We start from the raw sequence: 22,676 nt of genomic DNA, 5'->3' as shown, positions 1-22,676 counted from the left end.
TGTCCTCCTCCGCTTACGATACCATTGGTATTGAATACTCTCGGTATTGAAATGAAGGACCGCGATGACCCTCTCCCTGCTCCCTCCGAACGATGCCTCCCGGGCGCATCCCGCTCCGGCCCTCGAGGCCGAGGACCTGGTGCTGCGCGCCGGGCAGCGGACCATCTTCGAGGGCGTTTCCCTCCACGTCGCCGCCGGATCGCTCGCGGTCCTGGCCGGCGCCTCCGGGACCGGCAAGAGCGCCCTCGCACTGGCGCTCGCGGGACGGCTGCCCGTCACCTCGGGGCGGATGACGGTCCTCGGCCTCGCACTGCCGCGCTCCGCAGGAGCCGTGCGGCGGAGGGTCGGCTTCACGGGCAACGCCACCGTGGTGCCGCTCGACGAGACGCTCACGGTGAAGCACCATGTGGCCGAGGCACTCACGCTCGCCGGGCCGTGGTGGAAACACTCGGCATCACGCCACCGGGTGGACCGCACCATCACCGCAGCCAATGACCTGCTCACAGCGCTCGGGGACACGCTCGGCGACGACCCGGCGGTGAAGCCGCTCACCCAGGCACGCCTGCACCGCACCGAACTCGTCCGCGATGCGTCGCCCGTGGCGCGATTCACGCTGAGCCTCGTCCTCGCCCTCGTCTCCGGCCCCGACCTCCTCGTCGTCGACGATGTCGACCAGCTCCGCACCGCGGACGAACGCCGTGCGGCGTGGGCCGCCCTCCTGACCCTGGAACGCACCCGGGACCGGAACGGCATGCCGCTGACCATCGTCGCCACCTGCCAGGACCGGCAGGAACTGGACGACGTCCTCGACGCCGGGCACCCCCTCGGTGCGCTTCCCCTGCGCCCCGTCCACGTCCACGTCCTCGGCGCCTCCTCGCCCTCCGCAGCACCCACGACCCCCGAAATCAGGTAACCCGTGTTCTCCCTGCTCCGCACGGAACTCTCCCGTTTCCGCATCACCCTGAAGTCCAGGGCCGCGCTGCTGGTCATCGCGATCATTCCTGCGCTGTACGGCGGGCTCTACCTCGCCGCCAACTGGGACCCCACGGGCCAGCTCGGGAACCTCACGGCCGCCGTGGTCGACGAGGACCAGCCGGCCGTCTCGACCGGCCCGGACGGCGCGGAGACCACCGTCTCGGCGGGGGCGGATCTCGCCGAACGACTGACCTCCTCCGACGACGCCGGCTTCACCTGGGTCGCCGTCAGCGCCGACGACGCCCGGGAGGGCCTCGACGACGGCACCTACGCGGCGACCCTCGGGATTCCCGCCGACTTCTCGTCGCGGCTCGCCTCGATCGGCGGAGATGCCCCGGCCCAGGCGATGCTCGACATCACCACCAACGACGCCGACAGCTACATCGTCGGCCAGGTCGGCAACACCGTCGCCGCGAACCTGCAGCGCCAGGCGCGGTCCGGCGCCACCGAGGACTACCTCGACAGCATCTACCTCGGCTTCTCCTCGCTCCACGGCAGCCTCACGGAGGCCGGCGAAGGCGCCGGCAGGATCGCCGACGGCGCACAGGGCGCGGACGAGGGATCGGCCGCGCTCGTCGTCGGACTGGGCAGCCTCGTCGACGGCAGCGCCGAGCTGTCCTCCGGGAGCGCCCAGGTCGCCGGCGGTGCAGCCGACCTCTCGACCGGTGCAGCCGACCTCGCCGGCGGCCTGCAGCAACTCGACACGGCGACGGCGGACCTCGTGCCGCAGTCGCAGCAGCTGGCCGAGGGTGCGGACACCGCGGCCGCCGGAGGGGCAGCCCTCGAGTCCGGAGCCGCCCAGGTCGCCGCCGGCACGCGAGCGGTGGCCGACGGCGCCGCCCGGTCGGCCACGTCCGCGGCCGGCCTGGCCGACGGTCTCGGCGATGTCGCTGCCGGCGTCACGCAGGTCGGGAACGGGGCCGATGCCCTCTCCGCAGGCGCCACCCAGCTCGGGGCGGGGGCGGGTCAGGCTGCCACGGGCTCCCGTGCCGTCGCCGACAGGCTCGTCCAGCTCGCCGCGGCCTACGGCTCCCTCCCCGAACCCGAGCGGCTCGCAGCCCTCCAGCGCCTCGCCTCCGTCGCCGACGCCGCCGCGACCGGCAGCGAGCAGGTCGCGGCCAGCACGGGAGACCTCGCCACCTCGGCCGCCGACCTCGTCGCCGGCGCCGCGACCGCCGCCGGCGGGGCGTCCGCAGCCGCTGACGGGGCCGCCCTCCTCGCCACAGGAACGCAGACGCTCGCGGTGGGGGCGGAGGACACCGCGACCGGTGCCGGCGACGTCTCGCAGGGTGCGTCCGATCTCGCGGACGGGACAGCGCGGCTGCAGGCAGCAACCGCCACGCTCTCCGGCAGCACGCCGGCACTCCGGAGCGGCATCGTGTCGGCGTCGGACGGCGCCGACCGCCTCGCCACGGGAGCCGCCACGCTCAGCAGCGGGGCAGCAGAGGTCGCCGGGGGAGCCTCGACGCTGGCGGACGGGTCCGGGCAGGCGTACGACGGCGCGACCGCGCTCGAGGACGGGCTCGGGACGCTGGCCGGCGGCTCACAGGACCTCGCCCGGCAGCTCGAGCAGGGTGCCGGGGAGGTGCCGGACCACGACGACGCGGAGCGCTCGGTGCTGAGCGGCGTCGGCGCATCACCGGTGTCGATCGGGCGCACCCACACGAACGCGGTCGACGCCTATGGAGAGGGTATGGCCCCCTACTTCATCCCGCTGGCCCTGTGGGTCGGCGGCATCGTGACCTACACGGTGCTCCGGGCCGTGTCGCCGCGTGCACTCGCCTCCACGGCTGCGTCCTGGCGCGTGTCCGCCGCGGGGTATCTGCAGGGCGCGCTCTTCGCGGTGCTGCAGGCCCTCGTGCTGCTCGGGATCCTGGTGGCCGGCGTCGGCCTGACCTCTCCCCATCCGGTGGCGCTGGTGGCCTTCACGATCCTCACGGCGCTCGTCTTCACCGCCATCCACCAGGCGCTCGTCGCGCTCCTCGGGGGCGTCGGCCGGCTCGTAGCGCTCGTGCTGCTGATGCTGCAGCTCACGTCGGCGGGCGGCACCTATCCCGTGGCGACCGCGCCGGGCTTCTTCCAGTTCCTCAGCCCGCTGCTGCCGATGACGCATGCCGTCGAGGGGCTGCGCCACCTCATCGCCGGTGGCGACCTCGGCGTCGTGTGGATCGCGGCGGCGCAGCTGCTCGTCTTCTTCGTGCTCGCGGCCGCCCTGTCTGTGCACGCGACCCACCGCAACCGGTCCTGGTCGCTGGAGAAGCTGCACCCCAGCCTCGCCATCTGACGACCCGTCCTCCCCCCGGAGGCCGAATGCGCCCTCCGGCGAGACCTTATAGGTTGGAGGAGTACCTGAGCGCATCTCCTTGAGGAAGGCACCATCCATGATCTTCATCGTCGTCAAGTTCACCGTGAAGCCAGAGTGGAGCGACCGCTGGATCGACCTGACCCGCGACTTCACGGAGGCGACGCGGCAGGAACCCGGCAACCTGTGGTTCGACTGGTCGCGCAGCATCGAGGACCCGAACCGGTTCGTGCTGGTCGAGGCCTTCCAGGACGACGCAGCGGAGGCCCACGTGAACAGCGACCACTTCTCGCAGGCGATGCAGGACATGCCGCAGGCGCTCGTGGAGACGCCGGAGATCATCAGCGAGCGTATCGGAGCCGAGGGCTGGGGCCGCATGGGCGAGCTGACCGTCGGCTAGGCGGAGCCGGGCGGCCGGTCAGGCGGCGGTCCGCGTCCGCGCGGGCAACGCCTGCTCGAGGATGAAATCGTCCTCGAAGCGATCGCCGAGACGGAAGCGCTTGGTCCCCACCCTGCGGAAACCGTTCTTCGTGTAGAACCGGAGGGCACGGGAGTTCTCCTGGTTCACGCCGAGCCAGACCCCCGGCAGACCGGATGCGGCGGCGAGCTCCAGGGTGGCGGCCATCAGCGCCGCCGCCGATCCGCGGCCGTGATGGTCGGGATGCACGTAGAACTTGCTGAGCTCCACGACGGGTGAGATCGACAGCGCGGACAGCACGTCGGCGTCCGTCGGCTGGTTCAGCACGATCATGCTGTATCCGGCGATCTCCTCGCCGTCGCGGAGGCACAGGATCGTGTGCCCGGGTGCGTCGATGTTCGCCTCGAACCGCTCGACCGAGAGCTGGGTCTCGATGTGGCGCCGGATGTCCTCCGGCGGCGAATCGGGTGGGCAGGCCAGTGGGAACGTGATGGCTGCGCAGGCCGCCAGGGCCGCTGCGTCGTCGGCCGTCGCCGTCGAGATCTCGATGCTCATGCCTCCAATCTAGGGCGAAAGAACAGCAGGACGCGGACCCGGCGGGTCCGCGTCCTGCTGTTGCCTGTGCCGTTCCTGCGGGAACGGTCCTGCCTAGTCGAAGACCGGCTCGCCGTTCCGGGTGAGCTTCCAGTTCTCCTCGTAGAAGGAGGCAGGGTCGATCGTGCCCTGCGCGATCAGGTAGTCGATGAGCAGCTGGCGGATCTCCGTGGTCTGGTTGACCAGGACCGGTGCCGTGGCGATGTGCGGGAAATTGCCGCCGCCGGACTGCCGGTAGTTGTTCGTGGCCACGGCGAAGCGCTGTGCGGGATCGATCGGTGCCCCGTTGTAGCTGAGGTCGGTGATGCGCTCGCCCACCGGCTTGCTGATGTCGATGTCGTAGGACACCCCGGACATCATGTCGTAGTTGTAGTCGGGGGTGCCCGCCGCATTCGTGAGCGTCGCGGGGTCCACCGGGGCGCCCGGAGCGGTCTGGGCGAAGTACTTCGCCGAGTACTCGAGGTAGTCCTTGACCTGGGCGCCGGTCATCTCGACGCCGAACAGTGTGTTCGGGAAGACGTACAGACCGGCCATGTCACGGATGGTGACGGGCCCCTCGGGGATCACGGCGGCGCGGTTGAACGGTGCCACGATGGACAGGACCGGCAGGTCGGCGTTCGGGGTCCCCTCCAGGGCCCTGTCGACCGCCTGGGCCTGGACCCCGTTGACGAAGTCCATGACGGCGGTGTCGCGGAAGCGCGAATCGGCGGCGGACATCGTCTCGGTCGCGGTGCCGATCGCGGTGTTCACGTAGTCGATGACGCGCTGGTGCTGTTCTGCGGCGATGGCCGAGATCTTCGGGTCCGCTTCCACGGTATTGGTGTTGAGCAGCTCCGAGTTCGCCGAGGTGACGTCCCACTGGCCGCGCACCTTCGTCAGCTCGAAGTCCAGGACGGACAGGCGCATGCCCCAGTTCTTCGGCTCGGTGAGCAGCACCTGCTCACCGGTCTGCCGGTTGGTGACGAACCGCTCGGGGATCTCCTGGTGCTCGTGGCCCGCGAGGATCGCGTCGATACCGGGCACCTGTTCGGCGATCAGCGTCGAGGCGTTCTCGACCGGCAGCCCGCCCCCGTAGGAGGACGTGCCCGACGGGCCGGAGTGGGAGCTGACGACGACGACGTCCGCTCCCGCGGACTTCATCTCGGGAACGTACTTCCGGGCCTGCTCCACCATGTCGAGGAACTCGAGGTCCCCCTCGACGTTGTTCCTGTCCCAGATGGCGCTGCCGGGCGTGGTCAGCCCGAGGATGCCGACCCGGATGGGCTTCTGGCCCGCGAGCTTGATCGTCTTGATGACGTACGGCGTGAAGGCGTCCTCACCCGTGGTCGCGTCCTTGACGTTGGCGCCGAGCAGCGGGAAATCGAGCTGGTCCTCGTAGGTCCGCAGGAGGGGCAGTCCGTAGTTGAACTCGTGGTTGCCGAGCGTGGTGGAGTCGTAGCCCATGGCGTTCATCGCGGCGGCCATGGGGTGCAGCTCGCCGGTCTCGTCCACGGGGTCGGTGTTGGCGTAGTAGTCCGTGAGCGACGTGCCCTGGATGGTGTCGCCGTTGTCGATCAGCAGCGTCGACTCCTCGCCGCGGTCGGCGCGGACCTGGTTCACGAGGGTGGAGATCTTCGCGAGTCCGACGTCGTTCCCGGCGGCGTCGTCGTACTCCGCGTTCTTGAAGTAGTCCCAGTTCTCGATGTAGCCGTGGAGGTCGCTGGTACCCAGGACGGTGATCGAGACCGGCTTGTCCTGCGGGCCCTTGCTCCCGCCGGGTGCGGCGGTCGCTGCGGGTGCGAGGGTGAGGGCGGCGGCGCAGCCGACGGCGATGGCCGTGAGTGCGCGACGGTGCCCCCGGGTGAGGCTGTATGACACGGTGAATCAGCTCCTGTTGGTGTGCGGTGGCGACAGCATATCGGTGACCGATGACACACTGGGAACGGGGATCGGACGGCGGATGAACGTCGCGGATCGCCCCGGGGCCGGCCAGGAAAGGTCCCGTTCACCCGGAGAAGGCAGGGAGGACCGCCAGTGACGACGACACAGCACCAGGACGAGTACCGCGAGGACGTCCTGGGGCCCGGCTACGAGGTGCGGACGCTGCCGCTGCGGCCCGACGACGAGGGGGAGGTCGTCGCGACGCTCGTCCGCAGCCGTGTGCCCGGCGGATCCCGGCGGGCCGTCCTCTATGTCCACGGCTTCGTGGACTACTTCTTCCAGACGGACCTCGCCGACGCCTGGCGGGACGCCGGGTTCGACTTCTACGCGCTGGACCTGCGGAAGTATGGACGGTCCCTCCGCGCGCACCAGACCCCGAACTACATTCCAGCCCTCGAGGACTACGACGAGGAGCTCGACGAGGCGGCGCGCATCATCCGGGAGGACGAGGGCCACGACGTCCTCGTGGTCATGGCGCACTCGACCGGTGGGCTGGTCACGTCCCTGTGGGCCCACCGGCGGCGCGGTCGAGGGATCGTCGACGCGCTCGCCCTCAACAGCCCGTGGTTCGACCTCAACGCGAGCCTCTTCCAGCGCACCTTCGGAACCGCGGCGGTCCACCGGATCGGTACGCTGCGGCCGCGCGTCGTGGTCGGGAAGGTCGGCTCCGCGTACGGCCGGTACCTGCACCGGGAGACCGGCGGGGCCTGGGAGTACGACCTGGCGTGGAAGCCGCACGGCGGCTTCCCCGTCGTCGCGGGGTGGCTGCGTGCCGTCCGTCGCGGCCATGCAGAGCTCAACCGCGGGCTCGCCATCGACTGCCCCGTCCTCGTCGCCTGTTCCGACGCCACCTCGAACCCCACGACGGAGCCCGACCGCATCTCGTCGACCGACGTGGTGCTCGATGTCGCCCACATCGCGGGGCGTGCCCCCAAGCTCGGTCGGCTCGTCACCCTGGTGCGAATCGCGGGTGGTATCCATGACCTCGCGCTCTCGCCCGAGCCGGCCCGTGCCGCGTTCTTCGCCGAACTCGGCCGGTGGCACAGGGCCTACGTCCCGTCGGTGGCCGCCGACCGCTGATCGGGGCGTGCCGCGCCGATCCTGCCCGTCCAGCGGGGCATGCCGCGCCGGTCCTGCCCACTGATCGGGCTCGATCAGTGGGCAGGAAACGGTATGCCCACTCATCGGCTCCGACCGGTGGGAGGAACCGTACCGGCGGTGTCGCGTACGAGTGGGCGTCCTGGACGGGGTTCCCCGCCCTACTGCGGTCCGGGGCCGACGTCGTAGGTCAGGAACGCGAACTGCCCCTGCTGCTCGACCGACCGCAGCGTGAGGCGGTCCGATTCCACGCGCAGGGGCAGCACCGGTGCGCCTCCCGGCAGCGCGACGGGTGCCACCGCCACCTGGATCTCGTCGAGCAGTCCGGCGGTGAGGAACTGGCCGGCGAGGTCGCCGCCGCCGACGATCCAGATGTCCTTCCCACCAGCGGCCTCCCTCACCCGGTCGACGACGGCGCGGACGTCACCGGCGACGAGCCGCACGTCCGCGCCCGCCGGGATCGGCAGGTCCCTGGTGCTGAAGACGAAGGTGGGACGCTCGCCGTACAGTGTGCCCCACCTGCCGGGATCGTCGAGGAGCCCCTCGAAGGCGAGGACCCACTCGTACGTCGTCGAGCCCTGCACCAGCACCCCGACGGTGCCGAGGAATCGCTCGTAGGAGCCCGGAGGGGGCGGTTCGACGGCGAAGAGCCAGTCCAGGGAGTTGTGCTCGTCGGCGATGAAGCCGGTGATGGTCGAGGCCGTGTAGTAGATCACGCGCGTCATGGTCCATCTCATCACGGACCCTGCGCGGAGGTAAGGGGAGGGGGAGCGGCTGGACTAGTCCTCCACGCCTCGGATGAACCGCCGCACGAGGGCGTCGAATTCCTCCTCCCGCTCGATCTGCGGCATGTGCCCGCACTTCTCGAAGAGGTGGAACTCCGCGTGGGGGAACACCGTGCGCGCGTGCTCCAGGTGCGACGCCGGCAGGACGCGGTCCTCGTCGCCCCAGACCACGAGCGTCGGTTTCCGCTGCGCCGCGACGGTGCGGAGCAGCCTGGTCCGCCAGCGCCGGCGTACTCCGCTGAGGGTGCCGAGGTGGCGGGCGACGGCGAGCAGGACGTCGTCGTGGCCGGGGTTCGCGCCGACGGCCTGCGCGTGGTCGAGGCGTTCCTCGGTCACGAACCTCCTGTCGTAGAACAGGGCGCGTTCGGTGCGGTACGCGGCCTTGCGGGACTTGTCCTTCATGAGCCTGCGGCCCACCGGTGTGATGGCGAGGATGCGCAGTGCGAGCGTGACCTCCCTGCCGAAGCCGGCGCTGTTCACGAGCACGAGGCTCCGGACGCGCTGCGGCGCCAGTGCGCTGATCTTCATGGCGACCGCCCCGCCGAGGGAGTTGCCGACCAGGTGCAGGGGCCGGTGCTCACCCAGGGTGTCGAGCGCGGCGAGCACGAACCGCGCCATCGATTCCATCGAGTACCGCCCCCGGGTGCGCTCGGACAGCCCGAAGCCCGGCAGGTCCACGCTGATCACACGGTGGTCCGGCGCGAGCCGGCCGTACAGCCCCTCCCAGTCCTCGAGGCTGCGGCCGATGCCGTGCAGCAGGAGGACCGGAGGCTTCTCCCGGGCGCCTTCGTCCCGGAAGCGGACGCGGATCCCGTCCACCCGCAGGTAGCCGCCGTCGTGCCGGGATTCCGCCGGTCCGGACGCGTGACCGGCCCGTGCCCCGCTCACCGGCGGACCGTCCGGGCGAGGCGGACGAGCTGCGAGGCGCGCCGCTCGAGCATGCCGAAGGACATCGGCGCCACCCGGGCGACGACGTCGGGCACCTTGGCGCTCAACCCGATCAGCAGGCGGGGCCTGCGGGTCTTCACGGCCTCGAGCATGAGCTCGGCGGCCCGTTCCGCGGGGAAGGTGAGGAGCTTGTCGAAGTCGTTCCGGGCAGCCTTCACCTCGGCCTCGTCGAGGTTCCCGCCGATCCGGGCGTTGCGTGCGATGTCCGTCCGGATGCCGCCGGGGTGCACGGTCGTGGTGCCGATGCCGCGCGGCAGGAGCTCGTTGCGCAGGGCCTCCGTGAAGCCGCGCAGCGCGAACTTGCTGGACGAGTAGGCGGTCTGTCCCTTCGGTCCCACGAGGCCGAACAGGCTCGAGACGTTGACGATGTGGCCGCCCGGGCTGATCCTCGGCAGCAGGTGGTGCGTAAGCAGGACCGGTGCGGTGAAGTTGACGGCCATGACCCATTCGAAGTCCGCGATGCTGATCTGGTCGAAGCGCCCGGCGAGTGCCACCCCCGCGTTGTTGACCAGCAGGTCCACGGCGTCGGTCGCGGCGAGGAGGTCGGCCGCGAGGCCCTCGACGGCGGCGCGGTCGGAGAGGTCCGCGACGAAGGGCGTCACCCGGATGCCCGGGTAGGTGGCGCGGAGGGACGAGACGACGGCGTCGAGCCGTGCCGCATCGCGATCGACGAGGAGCAGGGTGCTCCCGCGCTCGGCGAGACCGCGGGCAAGGTGCTCGCCCATCCCGCCGGCGGCCCCGGTGACGACGGCGGTGGCACCGGCGAACCGGAACGGGCGAAGGCTCATGCGTGGATCTCCTGTAGCTCGGGTGCGGGGGCGGCGGGCGGTGCGGGAGCATCGAAGACCATGTTCTTCGCGAGATTGCCGTGCAGTGCGGTCGGCGCGTCGAGCAGGTAGTTCTGGCGCATGGTCCACGGCTGCCGGTCGCCCTGCTTGGGGAAGGCCGAGACCGCGCGCTGCACGTATCCGGAGGTGAGGTCGAGGATCGGCCGTGCCGTCATCGCGCCGTCGGTGACGGGCGCACCGTACCGGTGGCCGCGGCGGTCCAGATATTTGATGAGGCGGCAGACATAGCGCGAGCTGAGGTCCGCGCGGAGCGTCCACGAAGCATTGGTGTACCCCACGCAGAGGGCGAGGTTCGGGACCCCGCTCACCATGAGCCCCCGGTACACCCAGGAGTCGCCGAGGTCCACGGGGTGCCCGTCGACGGTGAAGGTGGCCCCGCCGAGGGGCAGCATCGACAGCCCGGTGGCGGTCACGACGACGTCGGCCTCGAGTTCCTGCCCGGACGCGAGCCGGATGCCGCGGTGTGTGAAGGTGTCGATCGTGTCCGTGACCACGGAGGCCTTCCCGGACTTCAGGGATCGGAAGAAATCCGCACTCGGCGCGACGCAGAGGCGCTGGTCCCACGGGTTGTAAGCCGGGGTGAAGTTCTCCTGCACGGTCCTCTCGTCGCCGAGGATGCGCGCCGTCTGGGTGCGGATGAGTTTCTTGGCGAGTTCCGGGCGGCGGCGGCACAGCTGGTAGAAGGCCTGCGTGAACAGGACGTTCTTGGCGCGGGCCACGTGGTGGGCGAGCCCCGCGGGCAGATGGCGGCGCGCTGCGTCGGAGAACCTGTCACGGCTCGGCACGGCCGTGATGTAGGTGGGGGAGCGCTGGAGCATCGTCACGTGCGCGGCGTCGTCCGCCATCGACGGGACGAGGGTGACGGCGGTGGCGCCGCTGCCGATCACGACGACGCGCTTGCCCGCGTAGTCCAGGTCCTCGGGCCAGAACTGGGGGCGGACCACCTCGCCCTCGAACGATTCCAGGCCGGGGAAGGCCGGCTCGTGCCCGTGCTCGTAGTTGTAGTAGCCGCTGCACAGGTAGAGGAACCCGCACGTGAGCTGCCTGCGCTCCGTGCCGCCGTCGTCGTCCGTGACCTCGAGTTCGAGGGTCCACCGGGCGTCCTGGGAGGACCACGCCGCACCGACGAGTCTGGTGCGGAAACGGATACGCTCGCGGATCCGCGGGTCCTCCGCGGTGTCGCGGATGTACCGGAGGATCGACGAGCCGTCGGCGATGGCCTTGGCCTCGGTCCACGGGCGGAAGGGGTAGCCGAGGGTGAACATGTCGCTGTCGGAGCGGACGCCGGGATACCGGAACAGGTCCCAGGTGCCGCCGATGGCACTGCGGGCCTCCAGCACGGCGAAGGTCTTGCCCGGCAGCTCGGTGGAGATGCGGTAGGCGGCGCCGACACCCGAGAGTCCGGCGCCCACGACGACGACGTCGAGGTGTTCGAGGGGGGTTTCCATAGGTCCATTATTTCCGGGGTCGACGCGCGATCGCTTGACTTCACACGACACCTCTTTACCCTTGGACGACATGGGCTCCGTCATCCGATCCGCCGGCATGCGCGGCTTCCGCGCGGTCGTGGAGCAGTCCGGGGGCGACGCCGAGGCGCTCGCGGGCAGGTACCGCGTGCCGCTCGCGGCGCTCGACAGCGACGACGTCCTCGTGCCCGACGTCGCGATGGCGAAGCTCCTCGAGGGTGCGGCGCGTGAGCTGCCCTGCCCGGACCTCGGACTGCGCATCTCCGAGTACCAGGACATCAACATCCTCGGACCGCTCGCCGTCGCCGTCCAGAATTCCCCGACCGTCGGGGCTGCGCTGGAGTGCGCATCCCAGTTCCTCTTCCTGCACAGTCCCGTGCTGCGCTTCACGATCGTGCCCGACCCGGAGGGGCGCCCCGGTGATGTGGGCCTCTGCTACGGGTCCTCGGAAGGGACACTGCCCCGGCAAGCCACCGACGCCATCCTCGCCTTCGCCCACCGCATGATCCGCTTCCTGCTGGACGGCCCGTACGGGCTCCACTCCGTGCACCTCTCGCACCTGCCGAAGGCGTCCGCGGCGCGCTATGCCGAGTTCTTCGGCGCCGAGGTGCGATTCGGGCAGCCCGCGTCGCTGTTGCGTGTCCCGCGGAGCCTGCTCGACCGGCCGCTCGCAGGCGTCGACGGGACACTCCGCGAGATCGCCCTGGACTACCTCCGCACCCACTTCCCCGAGCCGGGGCGCGTCGTGGCACCGCAGGTCCGCAACGCCATCGACCGCATGCTGGGCACCTCGCCGGCCGGGATCGATGCCGCGGCCAGGCTCCTGGGGATGCATGCACGGACACTCCAGCGCAGGCTGGCCGCCGAAGGCACCTCGTTCGGGGCGCTGCTCGACGACGCCCGGCGGGACACCGCGCTGCGCCTCCTGACGCGCACGGACCTGCCGCTGCAGCAGGTCGCCGGGCTGGTCGGGCTGTCCGAGCAGTCGGCCCTCACACGGTGTGTCCGCCGGTGGTACGGCAAAACGCCGAGCGCGGTGCGCTCCGGTGGGGCAGCCGGCGTCGGGCCCGTCCCCCGACGGAGCCCGACCGCCCGCACCTACACTGACAGGCAGGACACGCAGGTGATGAGGGGGAGTGGTGGCAGGGATCACGAGCGCTGACGTCGCCCGCGAGAGCGGGGTGTCGCGCACCACCGTCAGCTACGTCCTGACCGGGCGGGACGGCGTCAACATCTCGGCCGAGACCCGCCGCCGCGTACGGGAGACCGCGATCCGCCTCGGGTACGCCCCGTCGGCGGCAGCCCGGGCGCTGCGCACCGGTCGCAGCGACCTGGTGCTGTGCCTCCTGCCGGACTGGCCCGTCGGTCCGGTGATCGAGACCTTGCTCGACGAACTCGCCGACGGACTCTCGGGCCGCGGGCTGTCGGTCCTCGTGCACCACGGCCGGGGATCCCGCCCCCTCACCGATCTCTGGCGGGCGGTGACGCCGCGTGCGGTGATCGGCTTCGCACCGTTCGCCGAGGACGACCTCCTCGCCATGCGCCAGGCCGGCATCCAGGTGCTCGGGACCCTCGGCGAGGAGCACCAGCCCCAACCGGACCTGCCGTCCCGGAGCCAGCTGGAGATCGGTGCGCTGCAGGTGCGGCGGCTCGCGGAACGACAGGGCGCGCGGATCGGCTACGCCTGGCCTCCGGATCCCCGGCTCGAGGTCTTCGCCCGCGACCGCCTCCTCGGTGTGCAGCGCGCCTGCTCGGAACTGGGACTCCCGGACCCGCACGTGCTGCCGGTCGCCCTCGACGTGCCCGCTGCCGTCACCGCCGTCCGGGCCTGGCGGGAGCAGGGTGTCACGGCGGTCGCGGCCTACAACGACGACGTCGCGCTCGCGGTCCTCGCGGGTCTGCGGGCAGAGGGACTGGCCTGTCCCGGCGACTGTGCGGTGGTGGGTGTCGACGACGTCCCGGCTGCACGCCTCGCGGCGCCTCCGCTCACGACGGTCTCGCAGTCCATCGAGGTCCAGGCGCGATACTTGGCGGCCCTCGTGCTGGCCGATCTCGACGGCTCGGAGGAGAAGCCCGGGCATCCCGGTCACGGACTGCACCTCGTGGAGCGGGAGTCCGCCTGACACTGCCGTCGGAGGCACCGGTGCCACGCAGGTCGGCAACGCGGCCCGGGTGCACCGCCACGGCAGCGCGGTCCGGAGCCCAGGCACAGGCGTACGGACACAGCACGCAGGAAGGGCCGGAGCAATGCTCCGGCCCTTCCTGTACACCGTGCGGTCGCGCTACCCGCAGGAATGCCTCCTTACGGGTAGCGCTCCACGTAGCTCGGCGTCCCCGTGTTCGCGTTGCTCACGGGTGCGCCGGTGTCGTTCACCACGTGGTCGATCGTGCCTGCACCGAGGTTGACGGTCAGGACGTGGTCGAGCACCACTCCGGGGGTGTCCGGCACCTCGAAGCCACGCGTCGCGTGGATGGTCGGATCCACGTTGGTGAAGATGTACGAACCACCGCCCGCCAGGGAGTGGTGCTTCACGTCGTCGGCCACCTTGTAGCCGGCCCAGCCGAGGACGCCGTCGTGCTGCCAGGCGGCCTGGTTGGGCGGATCGTAGGGGAGTTCGTTCTGGAAGAAGACCGTGCGGCCGTTCTCGCCGTTCCAGATGACGTTGTACTCCTGGTAGTGCTCCACGAACAGGCCCGTGGCCGTGACGTCGTCGCCGTTCACGATCACGCCGTTGCGCCCCGTGCTGACGTCCCAGCCGAAGGACCCCACGTTGCCGTGGTCGGCGCGCCACACCCAGGTGTGGTCGATCAGCACGTCGTCGCTGTTGATCTCGAGGCTCACATCCGCCTTGCCGACGTGCGGGCCACCGATGCGGAAGTACACATCGCTCAGCGTCGTCGGGTTGGCGGGGTCGCTGTGCTTCGCGCCGTTGTTGCCGTTCTTCGTCCCGACCTGCAGCAGGACGGGGGAGTTGACGGTGCCGCCGTCGATCGTGACACCGGCGATGACGACGCCGGGCACGTCCGCGACCCGCAGAGGCGTCGCGCCGCCCACGGCGGTCAGGGTCGCGTGGCCGAGCCCGAGGACCACGGTGTCCGCCCGCTTCACCGCGATGGTCTGCGCGATGTCGTAGACGCCGGGAGTGAGGAGGAGATGCTTGCCGCGAGCCAGGGCGTTGTTGATCGCCTGCACGGAGTCGCCCGGACGGGCCACGAAGAAGTCGGACAACGCGATGGTGCGTCCCGGCGTCAGGCCGTCCTCCCACGAGATGCCGCGGGAGTCCAGCTGGGCGGCGGGTACGCGGACGCTGTACGAGCCGGAGCCGTCCGCGAACAGGTACGGCTTCTCGCGACTGACCGGCGTCCGGTCGACGGTGGTGTACGGGGGAGTGGGGAAGCCCTCGTCGGAGGGGGCGCCCTCGGTGCCGGCGAAGACCTGGTTCCAGACGCCGTTGGACCAGCTGCCGATCTCGCTGTTGCGCGTCAACCACTGCTGCTGGGAGCCGTTGACGATGTCGCCGGCCTTCGAATCGGCGAGGTAGCCGCCGCTCGCGAACTGGGGACCGGCGGTGCAGTAGTCCATCAGCGAGAGGGTGCCGCCGGTGACGTCGACGCGGCGGAGGGAGACCGCCTGGGAAACGGCCCAGAAGTTGGCCGTGGCCCGGCAGCCGTCCTGGCCGGCGCCATTGACCTCGAGGGTCAGGTTGGAGAGCGTCCGCCAGAAGTTGTTGAGCGCTATGCAGTTGGTGGTGCCGTTGTCCTCGAGGCAGCGGTTGTAGACCTCGATCTTGCCGTTGATGGTCACATCGGAGGGCGATGCCCCGAGGCCGGCCACCTCGGTGTAGTAGCCGACCTTGAACTGCAGCGGTTCGGTGTCGGTGCCGTACGTGCCGGGCAGGAACAGGAGCGCCTCGCGTTCGGTGCCCATCTCGTTGTCGATCTGCCGGGCGTTGACGGCGTCGACCGCCGCCTGGATCTCGCTGACCGGCATGCTCGGATCGAAGATCGTCACGTTGGGCCCGAAGTCCGGAGTGGAGGTCGGAGGGGCTTTCTTCGTGGCGACCGGCGTCGTTCCGGCGGGATCGAGCGGGGGAGCTGCGATGGCCGTTGCTCCTGCGCCGGTGGCCAGGAGCATCGTGGCTCCGAGCACTGCTGCCAGGCGGGTTCGCCCGGTCCTGGCGGTGGGGGGTGTCATGCTGAACGGTTCCTCTCCGTCGAGGTGGTCCTGCCGGGAATCGGCGATGCGCTTGGTGAATCGTGTCACCGAACGATGAGGGAATTACATCCCCGGAGACGGGCGAAGTCAAGGCACACCGCAACGAGCCGTGCCTTGATGGACTGCCGTGCCGGTGCTAAAGCTTGGAGGAGCACTGTCGGCGGAGGCCGGCAGTCAGGCACCGCCCCCGACGCGAGGAGACACCATGGCAACGCCCGACGACGAAGAGCGCACCCTCAGCGAGTGGAGCCGGACCCTGACCCAGGCCCTGCAGATCCTCGATCTCGAGGTGGACCATCCGCGGATCGTCGAGCTGGCCGAGCGGTCCTCGCAGCACGTGTCGCCCTCCGCCGGGGCCATCAGCGCCTTCCTCGTGGGCTATGCCGCCGGCACCGTGACCACGCGCAACCGGGACGAGGCGAGCGCCGCGGTGGAGAAGGCGGCGAACACCGTGACGACCGTTCTCCGGAAGGACGAGGAGACCCGCGAGGAGCAGGGCTGGACGGGCAGCGCCCAGTAGCCTCGAGCGGTCAGGCCGGGACCGTGGTCCGGTCCCGGCCTGCCGCGCGCGTGAGGGTCCACCCCAGCACGACGACGACCGGGACGGCGGCTGCCAGGCCGAGGCCCGCGTAGCCCAGCAGGACGAGCGCCGGCCCGGCAAGGGCGCCGCCCAGGGCGCCGGCGAAATTCATGACGAGGTCCGAGGAGCCCTGCACCGGCGCGCGCTCGGTGATGTCGACGGCACCTGCGAGGAGTGCCGACGCAGAGACGACACAGGCGGACCAGCCGAGGCCGAGCAGCACCAGGCTCGCGGTCACCCACGCCTCGGAGCCGGAGCCCTGCCACGCGGTCAGCAGCGCTGCGAGCAGCAGGACCTGGCCGCAGAGGATGCCGCGGGTGTGCCCGGCCCGGTCGGCGATCCAGCCGAAGACCGGCGAGAGGGCGTACATCCCGGCCACGTGGAGGCTGATGGTCAGTCCCACGACCGTCAGCCCGGCGCCGTGGTCGTGCAGGTGCACCGGCGTCATGGACATGAGGGAGACCATGGCTGCGTGGCTCACGGCGATGCTGATAACCGCATACCGCGCGGCGGGGTTCCGGGCGAGGACACCGAGCCCCCGCCGTCGCCCCGGGGGTGCGCTCCCCGCCGGGCGGTCGGCGGCCTGGCGGCGCAGCGCGGTCAGGAGCGGATCCGGGCGCAGCCCCAGCGAGTAGACGGCGGCCGCCGCGGCCTGCGCCGCGGCGGAGAAGACGAAGCCCCCACTGAGCGGGGGTATGCCCAGGACGCCCGCCACGGCCTCCCCGGGTTCGAAGAGGTTCGGCCCGAGGACGGCTCCGATGGTCGTGGACCACACCACGACGGCGAGGCTGCGGCCGCGCGTCGCGTCGGTCGCGAGGTCGGTGGCGGCGAAGCGGGCCTGCAGTCCCGTGGCGGACCCGGAACCGAGAAGCACGAGTGCCACGAGCAGCAGCGGGAACAGGGAGAGCGACGCCGCCGTGATGGCGAGCAGCGCACCGGCACCGGCGACGACGGCGCCCGTCGAGAGGGACACGCGGCGCCCCCTGCGCTGGGCGAGGGATGCGAGGGGCACGGCTGCGGCCGCGGCACCGAGCGTTGCCATGGTGGACGCCATCCCGGACCAGGCGCTGGACCCCGAGGTCTCCGCGGCGAGCAGCGCCCCGAGGGACAGCGTCGCCCCGGCGCCCACGCCGCCCAGGACCTGCGCGACGACGAGGACGCGGATGACGCGACGCTGCTCGTCGTGCTGCTGCTCCCGTTCCTGATCCATCCGGCCCGTCCCTCCTGGTCGCTGACCGGAGCAGTCTACTGGCGGGGAGCCGTCCCGTCGGGCTCTAGGCGTTCGCGGCCTCCGCCTCCTTCACGGGCACTCCCGTTCCGGCGACCGGGAAACCGTCGGGTTCGGCGTCGGGCACCTGGGCCGTCGCCTCGGCGTCGTGTTTCGACGGCGCCGTGTGCGTGCTCGGCTCGAACCGGACGATGATCTGCTTCGACGTGGGGGTATTGCTGCCCTGTGCCACCTCCTCGAGGGGCACCAGCACGTTCGCCTCGGGATAGTACGACGCCGCGCAACCGCGGGCGGTCGGGTACGAGACGACGCGGTAGGCGCGGAGCACGCGCTGCACGCCGTCGTCGTACACGCCGTGGATGTCCACGTTCTGGCCGTCCTTGAGGCCGAGTTCGGCGATGTCCTCGGGATTGATGAACACCACGTGCCGGCCCTTCTTGATGCCGCGGTAGCGGTCGTTGTTGCCGTAGATGGTGGTGTTCCACTGGTCGTGAGCGCGCAGGGACTGCAGGATCAGCGTCCCCTCGGGTCGCTCGAGGTACTCGAGGTCGTTGACGGTGAGGACGGCCTTGCCCGTGGGGGTGTTGAACGTGCGCGAGTCGCGCGGACCGTTCGCCAGGATGAAGCCGCCGTCCTGCCGGATCTTCCGGTTGTAGTCCTCGCAGCCCTCGACCACGTGCGCGATGTGCTCGCGGATGAGGTCGTAGTCCTTCTCGAAGCCCTCCCAGTCGGCGTCGATCTTCCCGTCGATCGTCGCGCGGGCGAGACGACTGATGATGGCGGGCTCGGAGAGCAGGTTCTCCGAGACGGGCTCCACGCTGCCCCAGGAGGGGTGCACCGCGCACACGGTGTCCTCGACCGAGACGAACTGGACGCCCGTGGCCTGGCGGTCGATCTCGGTGCGGCCCCTGCACGGCAGGATCAGCGCCTCCTTGCCCGTGACGAGGTGCGAGCGGTTGAGCTTGATCGAGATCTGCACGGTCATGTCGGTGTTCTCGAACGCCTTCTCGGCCACCTGCGTGTCCGAGATGGCCGCGACGAGGTTCCCGCCGAGCGCCACGAGCACCTTGACCTTGCCGTCGCGCATGCGCCGGATCGACTCCACGGCGTCGGCGCCGTGTTCCCGGGGCGGCTCGAAGCCGAACTCCTTGCCGAGCGCGTCCATGAACACCGGCGGCATCTGCTCCCAGATGCCCATGGTGCGGTCGCCCTGCACGTTGCTGTGGCCGCGGATGGGGGAGGCGCCCGCACCCGGCTTGCCCATGTTGCCGCGCAGCAGCAGGAGGTTGATCATCTCCTTGATGGTGGCGACACCCTTCTTCTGCTGGGTGATGCCCATGGCCCAGGTGATGATCACCTTGTCGGCGGCGATGTACCGGGCGGCGAGCTCGTCGATCTCCTCGGTGCGCAGGCCCGTGGCTTCGAGGACGGTGGCCTCGTCGAGGGTCAGCAGGTAGTCGCGCAGCTCGTCCAGGCCCTCGCAGTGCTCCTCGAGGAAGGCGTGGTCCAGAACCGTGCCGGGGTTCTTCGCCTCGGCCTCGAAGACGCGCTTGGACACGGCCTGCAGGAGTGCCATGTCGCCGCCGAGGCGGATCTGGAGGAACTGGTCCGCGATCTCGGTGCCCTTGCCGATGACGCCCCGGACCAGCTGCGGGTTCTTGTAGCGCTTGAGCGATGCCTCGGGAAGGGGGTTGACAGCGACGATCTGCCCGCCGCTGCGCTTGCAGGCCTCCAGTTCGGTCAGCATGCGCGGGTGGTTGGTGCCCGGGTTCTGCCCCATGACGATGATGAGGTCCGCGTCCGCGTAGTCGTCGAACGTGACGGTCGCCTTGCCGATACCGATGGTCTGGCCCATGGCCCAGCCGGAGGACTCGTGGCACATGTTGGAGCAGTCGGGGAGGTTGTTGGTGCCGTAGGCGCGGGCGAACAGCTGGTACAGGAACGCCGCCTCGTTCGAGGTGCGGCCACTGGTGTAGAAGGCCGCCTCGTCGGGGGAGTCGAGGCTCTTCAGCTTGTTCCCGACGATCTCGAAGGCCTCGTCCCAGCTGACCGGGCGGTAGTGGTCCTCGCCGGCCGGCTTGTAGACGGGCTCGACGAGGCGTCCCTGCATACCCAGCCAGTAGTCGGAATGCGAACGCAGGTCGCTGAGGGAGTGCTCGGACCAGAAGTCGGAGGAGATGACGACGGGCGTCGCTTCCCAGGTGACGGCCTTGGCGCCGTTCTCACAGAATTCGAAGGTCTTGCGCTTGTGCGGATCCGGCCAGGCGCAGCTCGGGCAGTCGAACCCGTCCTTATGGTTCATCTTGAGGACGGTCTTCAGGGTGCGCTCCACGCCCATGTGCTCCAGAGCGGGCTTCATGGAGTGGTAGACGCCGGGAATACCGGCCGCCCACTCCTTCGGCCGCTTCTCGACCCGCAGCTCGCTCTCGTCGACTTCTTCTACACGGGGTTCCTTGCGCGTCATGGCGAACGTCCTCTTCCGTGGCCCGGGGGCGGGCACTCCTCGACAGGTGGTCCGGCCTGCCCTTGTGTATCAGGCCTAACAGGGCGCGAGCCGGGACCGCAAGTATCCGGCGCAGTCGGCCGGCCTCCTTGACGCGGCGTCGTCCGCAGATCCGGGCGGCTGCGGGACGGGCAGACCCGCCGCTGCACAGTATGCGACGACGGTGGACGCGCGGTCCACCGGTTCCTGGGACGGGAAGGAGGTTGAAGGCGACGGGCCAGGAGGTGTTTATTTAGTTGACCTAACGAAACGGCAGGCGTACAGTTACTTAGAGCAACGAAGTATATGAGGCCAGGAGTTCCACATGTCGGTAGCGCAGCACACGGCCGCAGAGCTGGTGCACAACATCTTCGACCTGCAGCGCGCCCTGCGGGGAGTGACGGCTGCCGCCATGAAGTACTCCGAGCTGGGACCGGCCCACACCGGCGTCCTGTTCTTCATCGGGGAGGGCGGCCCGATGCGCGCCTCGGCGCTCGCGGGCAGGCTCGGTATCGGACCATCCGCGCTGAGCAGGCAGCTCGCGGACCTCGAGCAGTTCGGCTTCGTGGTCCGCACCCCGGACCCGCTGGACGGGCGGGCCTGCCTGCTCTCGCTGTCGGGAGAGGGCCGGACGTACCTCGCCGAGACCTATGAGCGCAGGGCCGAGGCACTGCGGGAGATCCTCTCCGACTGGACCGAGAGCGAAGCCGAGGCGGCGTCGTCGTCCGTACGTCACCTCACGGCCGCCCTCCGCTCCGCAGCCTCGCACCCTGGCGGGCCGGCACACCCCGTCCCTCAGGATCCACTCCGCACCACCGCACACCGCACGGGCAACGACGGCCGTCACCACCTGGACCCCGCGTCCGAGACTCCGAAGGAAGAACTCTGATGGCCACCCATCCCACCGAGGCGAAGGTCGCCGAAGCCGCTGCACGGCAGCCGGCCGACGCCGCCCACCACCGCAGCAGCGAGCCCATGAGCCACAAGCAGATCCTGCAGGCCCTCACGGGCCTGCTCGCCGGCCTGTTCACGGCGATCCTGAGCAGCACCATCGTGGCGAACGCGCTGCCCACGATCATGAGCGACCTCAACGGCTCCCAGACGGACTTCGCCTGGGTCATCACCGCCGCGCTGCTCGCCAACGCAGCGACCACCCCGATCTGGGGCAAGTTCTCGGACCTGTTCGACAAGAAGGTCCTGGTGCAGGTCAGCATCGTCATCTTCGTCGCAGGCTCGGTGCTCGCGGGATTCGCCCACACCATCCCGCTGCTCCTCACCGCCCGCGTCATCCAGGGCATCGCCATGGGTGGCCTCACCGCCCTCGCGCAGGCCATCATCGGCACCATCATCGCGCCGCGTGAGCGCGGCCGGTACTCCGGCTACATGGGCGGCGTCATGGCCGTCGCGACCGCCGGCGGACCGCTGCTCGGCGGCTTCATCGTGGACTCGCCGCTTGGCTGGCGCTGGACGTTCTTCGTCTGCGTCCCGCTCGCGATCATCGCCCTGGTGCTGCTGCAGGTCACCCTGAAGCTCCCCGACACGCGCCGCAAGGCACGGATCGACTGGCTCGGTTCCATCCTGCTGACCGCCGGTGTGAGCCTGCTCCTCATCTGGGTCTCCTTCGCCGGCAAGGAGGGCTACTACGAGTGGTTCTCCCGCGAGAGCGCCCTGATGGTGGGTGGCAGCGTGATCCTGCTGGCCCTCCTGCTCGTCGTCGAGGCGAAGGTGGCCGAGCCCATCATCCCGCTCACGATCATCTCCGAGCGCACCACGGCCCTGGCGATCATCGCCTCGATCGCGGTCGGCATCGCCCTGTTCGCCAGCTCGAGCTACCTGGGCCAGTACTACCAGGTGGCCCGCGGCGCCACGCCCACCGAGGCGGGCCTGCTCACGCTCCCGATGATCGCCGGAAACCTGATCGGTTCCATCGGTGCGGGACAGCTCGTCACCAAGTACGGCAAGTGGAAGAGGTACCTCATCGCGGGCGCCCTGTTCCTCATCGCGGGCCTGGGCCTCGCCGGCACCATCGACCACCTGACGGAACTGTGGCTCGTCGGCATCTACACCTTCGTGTTCGGCCTCGGCCTGGGGCTCATGCTGCAGAACCTCGTCCTCGCGGTCCAGAACACCGTGGCGGTCAAGGACATCGGCTCCGCGAGCGCCTCCGTGGCCTTCTTCCGCTCGATGGGCGGAGCAGCGGGCGTCGCGGTGCTGGGCGCGATCCTCGGCACCCAGGTGGAGACCAAGACCACCGAGGGCCTCGCCGCGGCCGGCATCCCCGTCACCGGCGGAGCCGCAGGCGGATCACTCGACCTCGTCGACCTCCCTGCCCCTATCGCCGACATCGTGCGGGCCGCCTACGGGGACAGCACGGCCATGATCTTCCTGATCACGGCGGTCATCGCGGTCCTCGGGCTCGTCTGCGTACTCTTCATCAGGGAGACGCCGCTGCGCCGCACGGTCGACTTCGCCCAGGCCGCTCCCGCCGGTCCTGCCGCGTCGATGTCACCTGCGGCAACAGGCACCACGCCCGCCGTCGCCGGTGCGCCGGCAGAAGGAGTCGCGGCCGGAGCGCAGGCCGGAGCGCAGGCCGGAGCCGGCTCCGGGGTCGCTTCCCGTCGGGGCGGGGACACCGTACGGCAGGGCGCGGCTGGGGAGTCCGAGGTCGTCGCGGTGCAGCCGTCCCACGGGCGGCACAGTGCCGGGCCGGTCGAGATCCTCAAGGTCGACCTCGACCGCGTGGCCCGGGAGCTGTCCGAACTGGACATCGAACTGCCGGACGCCGCCGGAGCGCGCCGCTGATCCGGCACACACCC

18 protein-coding genes are annotated in these 22,676 nt (G+C 70.4%); 9 read left to right on the top strand and 9 right to left on the bottom strand.

The window, feature by feature from the left end:
- Positions 1-64: 64 nt before the first annotated feature.
- From AC0Z9V_RS11775 to AC0Z9V_RS11765, 3 genes are all read left to right on the top strand, one after another.
- A complete protein-coding gene (locus tag AC0Z9V_RS11775) occupies positions 65-913 on the top strand; it encodes an ATP-binding cassette domain-containing protein (protein ID WP_485141626.1) in 849 nt (282 codons plus the stop codon).
- A gap of 3 nt (positions 914-916) precedes the next feature.
- Complete coding sequence (locus tag AC0Z9V_RS11770; RefSeq protein ID WP_485141625.1) at positions 917-3,259, top strand: YhgE/Pip family protein; 2,343 nt, start codon at positions 917-919, stop codon at positions 3,257-3,259.
- Between the two features lie 97 nt (positions 3,260-3,356).
- Positions 3,357-3,677: a putative quinol monooxygenase gene (locus AC0Z9V_RS11765; protein ID WP_485141624.1), complete on the top strand. Its 321-nt coding sequence runs from the start codon at positions 3,357-3,359 to the stop codon at positions 3,675-3,677.
- Positions 3,678-3,695: 18 nt separating this feature from the next.
- Here AC0Z9V_RS11765 and AC0Z9V_RS11760 read toward each other — a convergent pair whose 3' ends face one another.
- Positions 3,696-4,250: a GNAT family N-acetyltransferase gene (locus tag AC0Z9V_RS11760; RefSeq protein WP_208740086.1), complete on the bottom strand. Its 555-nt coding sequence runs from the start codon at positions 4,248-4,250 to the stop codon at positions 3,696-3,698.
- A gap of 93 nt (positions 4,251-4,343) precedes the next feature.
- Entirely contained in the window at positions 4,344-6,146 is a 1,803-nt protein-coding gene (locus AC0Z9V_RS11755) for a bifunctional metallophosphatase/5'-nucleotidase (protein WP_485141623.1), read from the bottom strand.
- 156 nt (positions 6,147-6,302) lie between these two features.
- Between AC0Z9V_RS11755 and AC0Z9V_RS11750 the strand changes: the two genes are divergently transcribed.
- Positions 6,303-7,289, top strand: coding sequence for an alpha/beta hydrolase (locus tag AC0Z9V_RS11750; RefSeq protein WP_208740139.1), 987 nt, complete (start codon positions 6,303-6,305; stop codon positions 7,287-7,289).
- A 179-nt stretch (positions 7,290-7,468) separates the two neighbouring features.
- Here AC0Z9V_RS11750 and AC0Z9V_RS11745 read toward each other — a convergent pair whose 3' ends face one another.
- Genes AC0Z9V_RS11745 through AC0Z9V_RS11730 form a run of 4 tightly spaced genes read right to left on the bottom strand, consistent with a single transcriptional unit; the run spans position 7,469 to position 11,336 of the window.
- Entirely contained in the window at positions 7,469-8,044 is a 576-nt protein-coding gene (locus AC0Z9V_RS11745) for a dihydrofolate reductase family protein (protein WP_485141622.1), read from the bottom strand.
- Between the two features lie 42 nt (positions 8,045-8,086).
- Positions 8,087-8,980 (bottom strand): alpha/beta fold hydrolase, encoded by an 894-nt coding sequence (locus tag AC0Z9V_RS11740; protein WP_485141621.1) that lies wholly within the window; start codon positions 8,978-8,980, stop codon positions 8,087-8,089.
- A complete protein-coding gene (locus tag AC0Z9V_RS11735) occupies positions 8,977-9,828 on the bottom strand; it encodes an SDR family NAD(P)-dependent oxidoreductase (protein ID WP_485141620.1) in 852 nt (283 codons plus the stop codon). The genes AC0Z9V_RS11740 and AC0Z9V_RS11735 overlap by 4 nt, the downstream gene beginning before the upstream one ends.
- A complete protein-coding gene (locus AC0Z9V_RS11730; protein WP_485141619.1) occupies positions 9,825-11,336 on the bottom strand; it encodes a flavin-containing monooxygenase in 1,512 nt (503 codons plus the stop codon). The genes AC0Z9V_RS11735 and AC0Z9V_RS11730 overlap by 4 nt, the downstream gene beginning before the upstream one ends.
- 70 nt (positions 11,337-11,406) lie before the next feature.
- Between AC0Z9V_RS11730 and AC0Z9V_RS11725 the strand changes: the two genes are divergently transcribed.
- On the top strand, positions 11,407-12,516 hold the full coding sequence (locus AC0Z9V_RS11725) for an AraC family transcriptional regulator (RefSeq protein ID WP_485141618.1): 1,110 nt from the start codon (positions 11,407-11,409) through the stop codon (positions 12,514-12,516).
- Positions 12,494-13,477 (top strand): LacI family DNA-binding transcriptional regulator, encoded by a 984-nt coding sequence (locus AC0Z9V_RS11720; RefSeq protein WP_485141617.1) that lies wholly within the window; start codon positions 12,494-12,496, stop codon positions 13,475-13,477. Before AC0Z9V_RS11725 ends, AC0Z9V_RS11720 begins: the two co-directional genes overlap by 23 nt.
- Positions 13,478-13,656: 179 nt before the next feature.
- On the opposite strand, the gene AC0Z9V_RS11715 is transcribed toward AC0Z9V_RS11720, so the two are convergent.
- Positions 13,657-15,489, bottom strand: coding sequence for an adenylyl cyclase (locus AC0Z9V_RS11715; protein ID WP_485141685.1), 1,833 nt, complete (start codon positions 15,487-15,489; stop codon positions 13,657-13,659).
- Positions 15,490-15,775: 286 nt separating this feature from the next.
- Between AC0Z9V_RS11715 and AC0Z9V_RS11710 the strand changes: the two genes are divergently transcribed.
- A complete protein-coding gene (locus tag AC0Z9V_RS11710) occupies positions 15,776-16,090 on the top strand; it encodes a DUF6457 domain-containing protein (protein WP_208740394.1) in 315 nt (104 codons plus the stop codon).
- 10 nt (positions 16,091-16,100) lie between these two features.
- On the opposite strand, the gene AC0Z9V_RS11705 is transcribed toward AC0Z9V_RS11710, so the two are convergent.
- Together AC0Z9V_RS11705 and AC0Z9V_RS11700 are read right to left on the bottom strand one after the other, a co-directional pair.
- A complete protein-coding gene (locus tag AC0Z9V_RS11705; RefSeq protein WP_485141616.1) occupies positions 16,101-17,360 on the bottom strand; it encodes an MFS transporter in 1,260 nt (419 codons plus the stop codon).
- Between the two features lie 64 nt (positions 17,361-17,424).
- Entirely contained in the window at positions 17,425-19,842 is a 2,418-nt protein-coding gene (locus AC0Z9V_RS11700; protein WP_485141615.1) for an FdhF/YdeP family oxidoreductase, read from the bottom strand.
- A 343-nt stretch (positions 19,843-20,185) separates the two neighbouring features.
- Between AC0Z9V_RS11700 and AC0Z9V_RS11695 the strand changes: the two genes are divergently transcribed.
- Positions 20,186-20,749 (top strand): MarR family winged helix-turn-helix transcriptional regulator, encoded by a 564-nt coding sequence (locus AC0Z9V_RS11695; protein WP_485141614.1) that lies wholly within the window; start codon positions 20,186-20,188, stop codon positions 20,747-20,749.
- An 86-nt stretch (positions 20,750-20,835) separates the two neighbouring features.
- The gene (locus AC0Z9V_RS11690) at positions 20,836-22,662 is read left to right on the top strand and encodes an MFS transporter (RefSeq protein WP_485141684.1); all 1,827 of its coding nucleotides are present in this window, start codon (positions 20,836-20,838) and stop codon (positions 22,660-22,662) included.
- The last annotated feature ends 14 nt before the right edge of the window (positions 22,663-22,676 follow it).

It is taken from the genome of Arthrobacter sp. UYP4, assembly GCF_057291175.1.
Note: the sequence above shows the minus strand (reverse complement) of the source record. Positions and strands in the feature narration are given on the sequence as shown.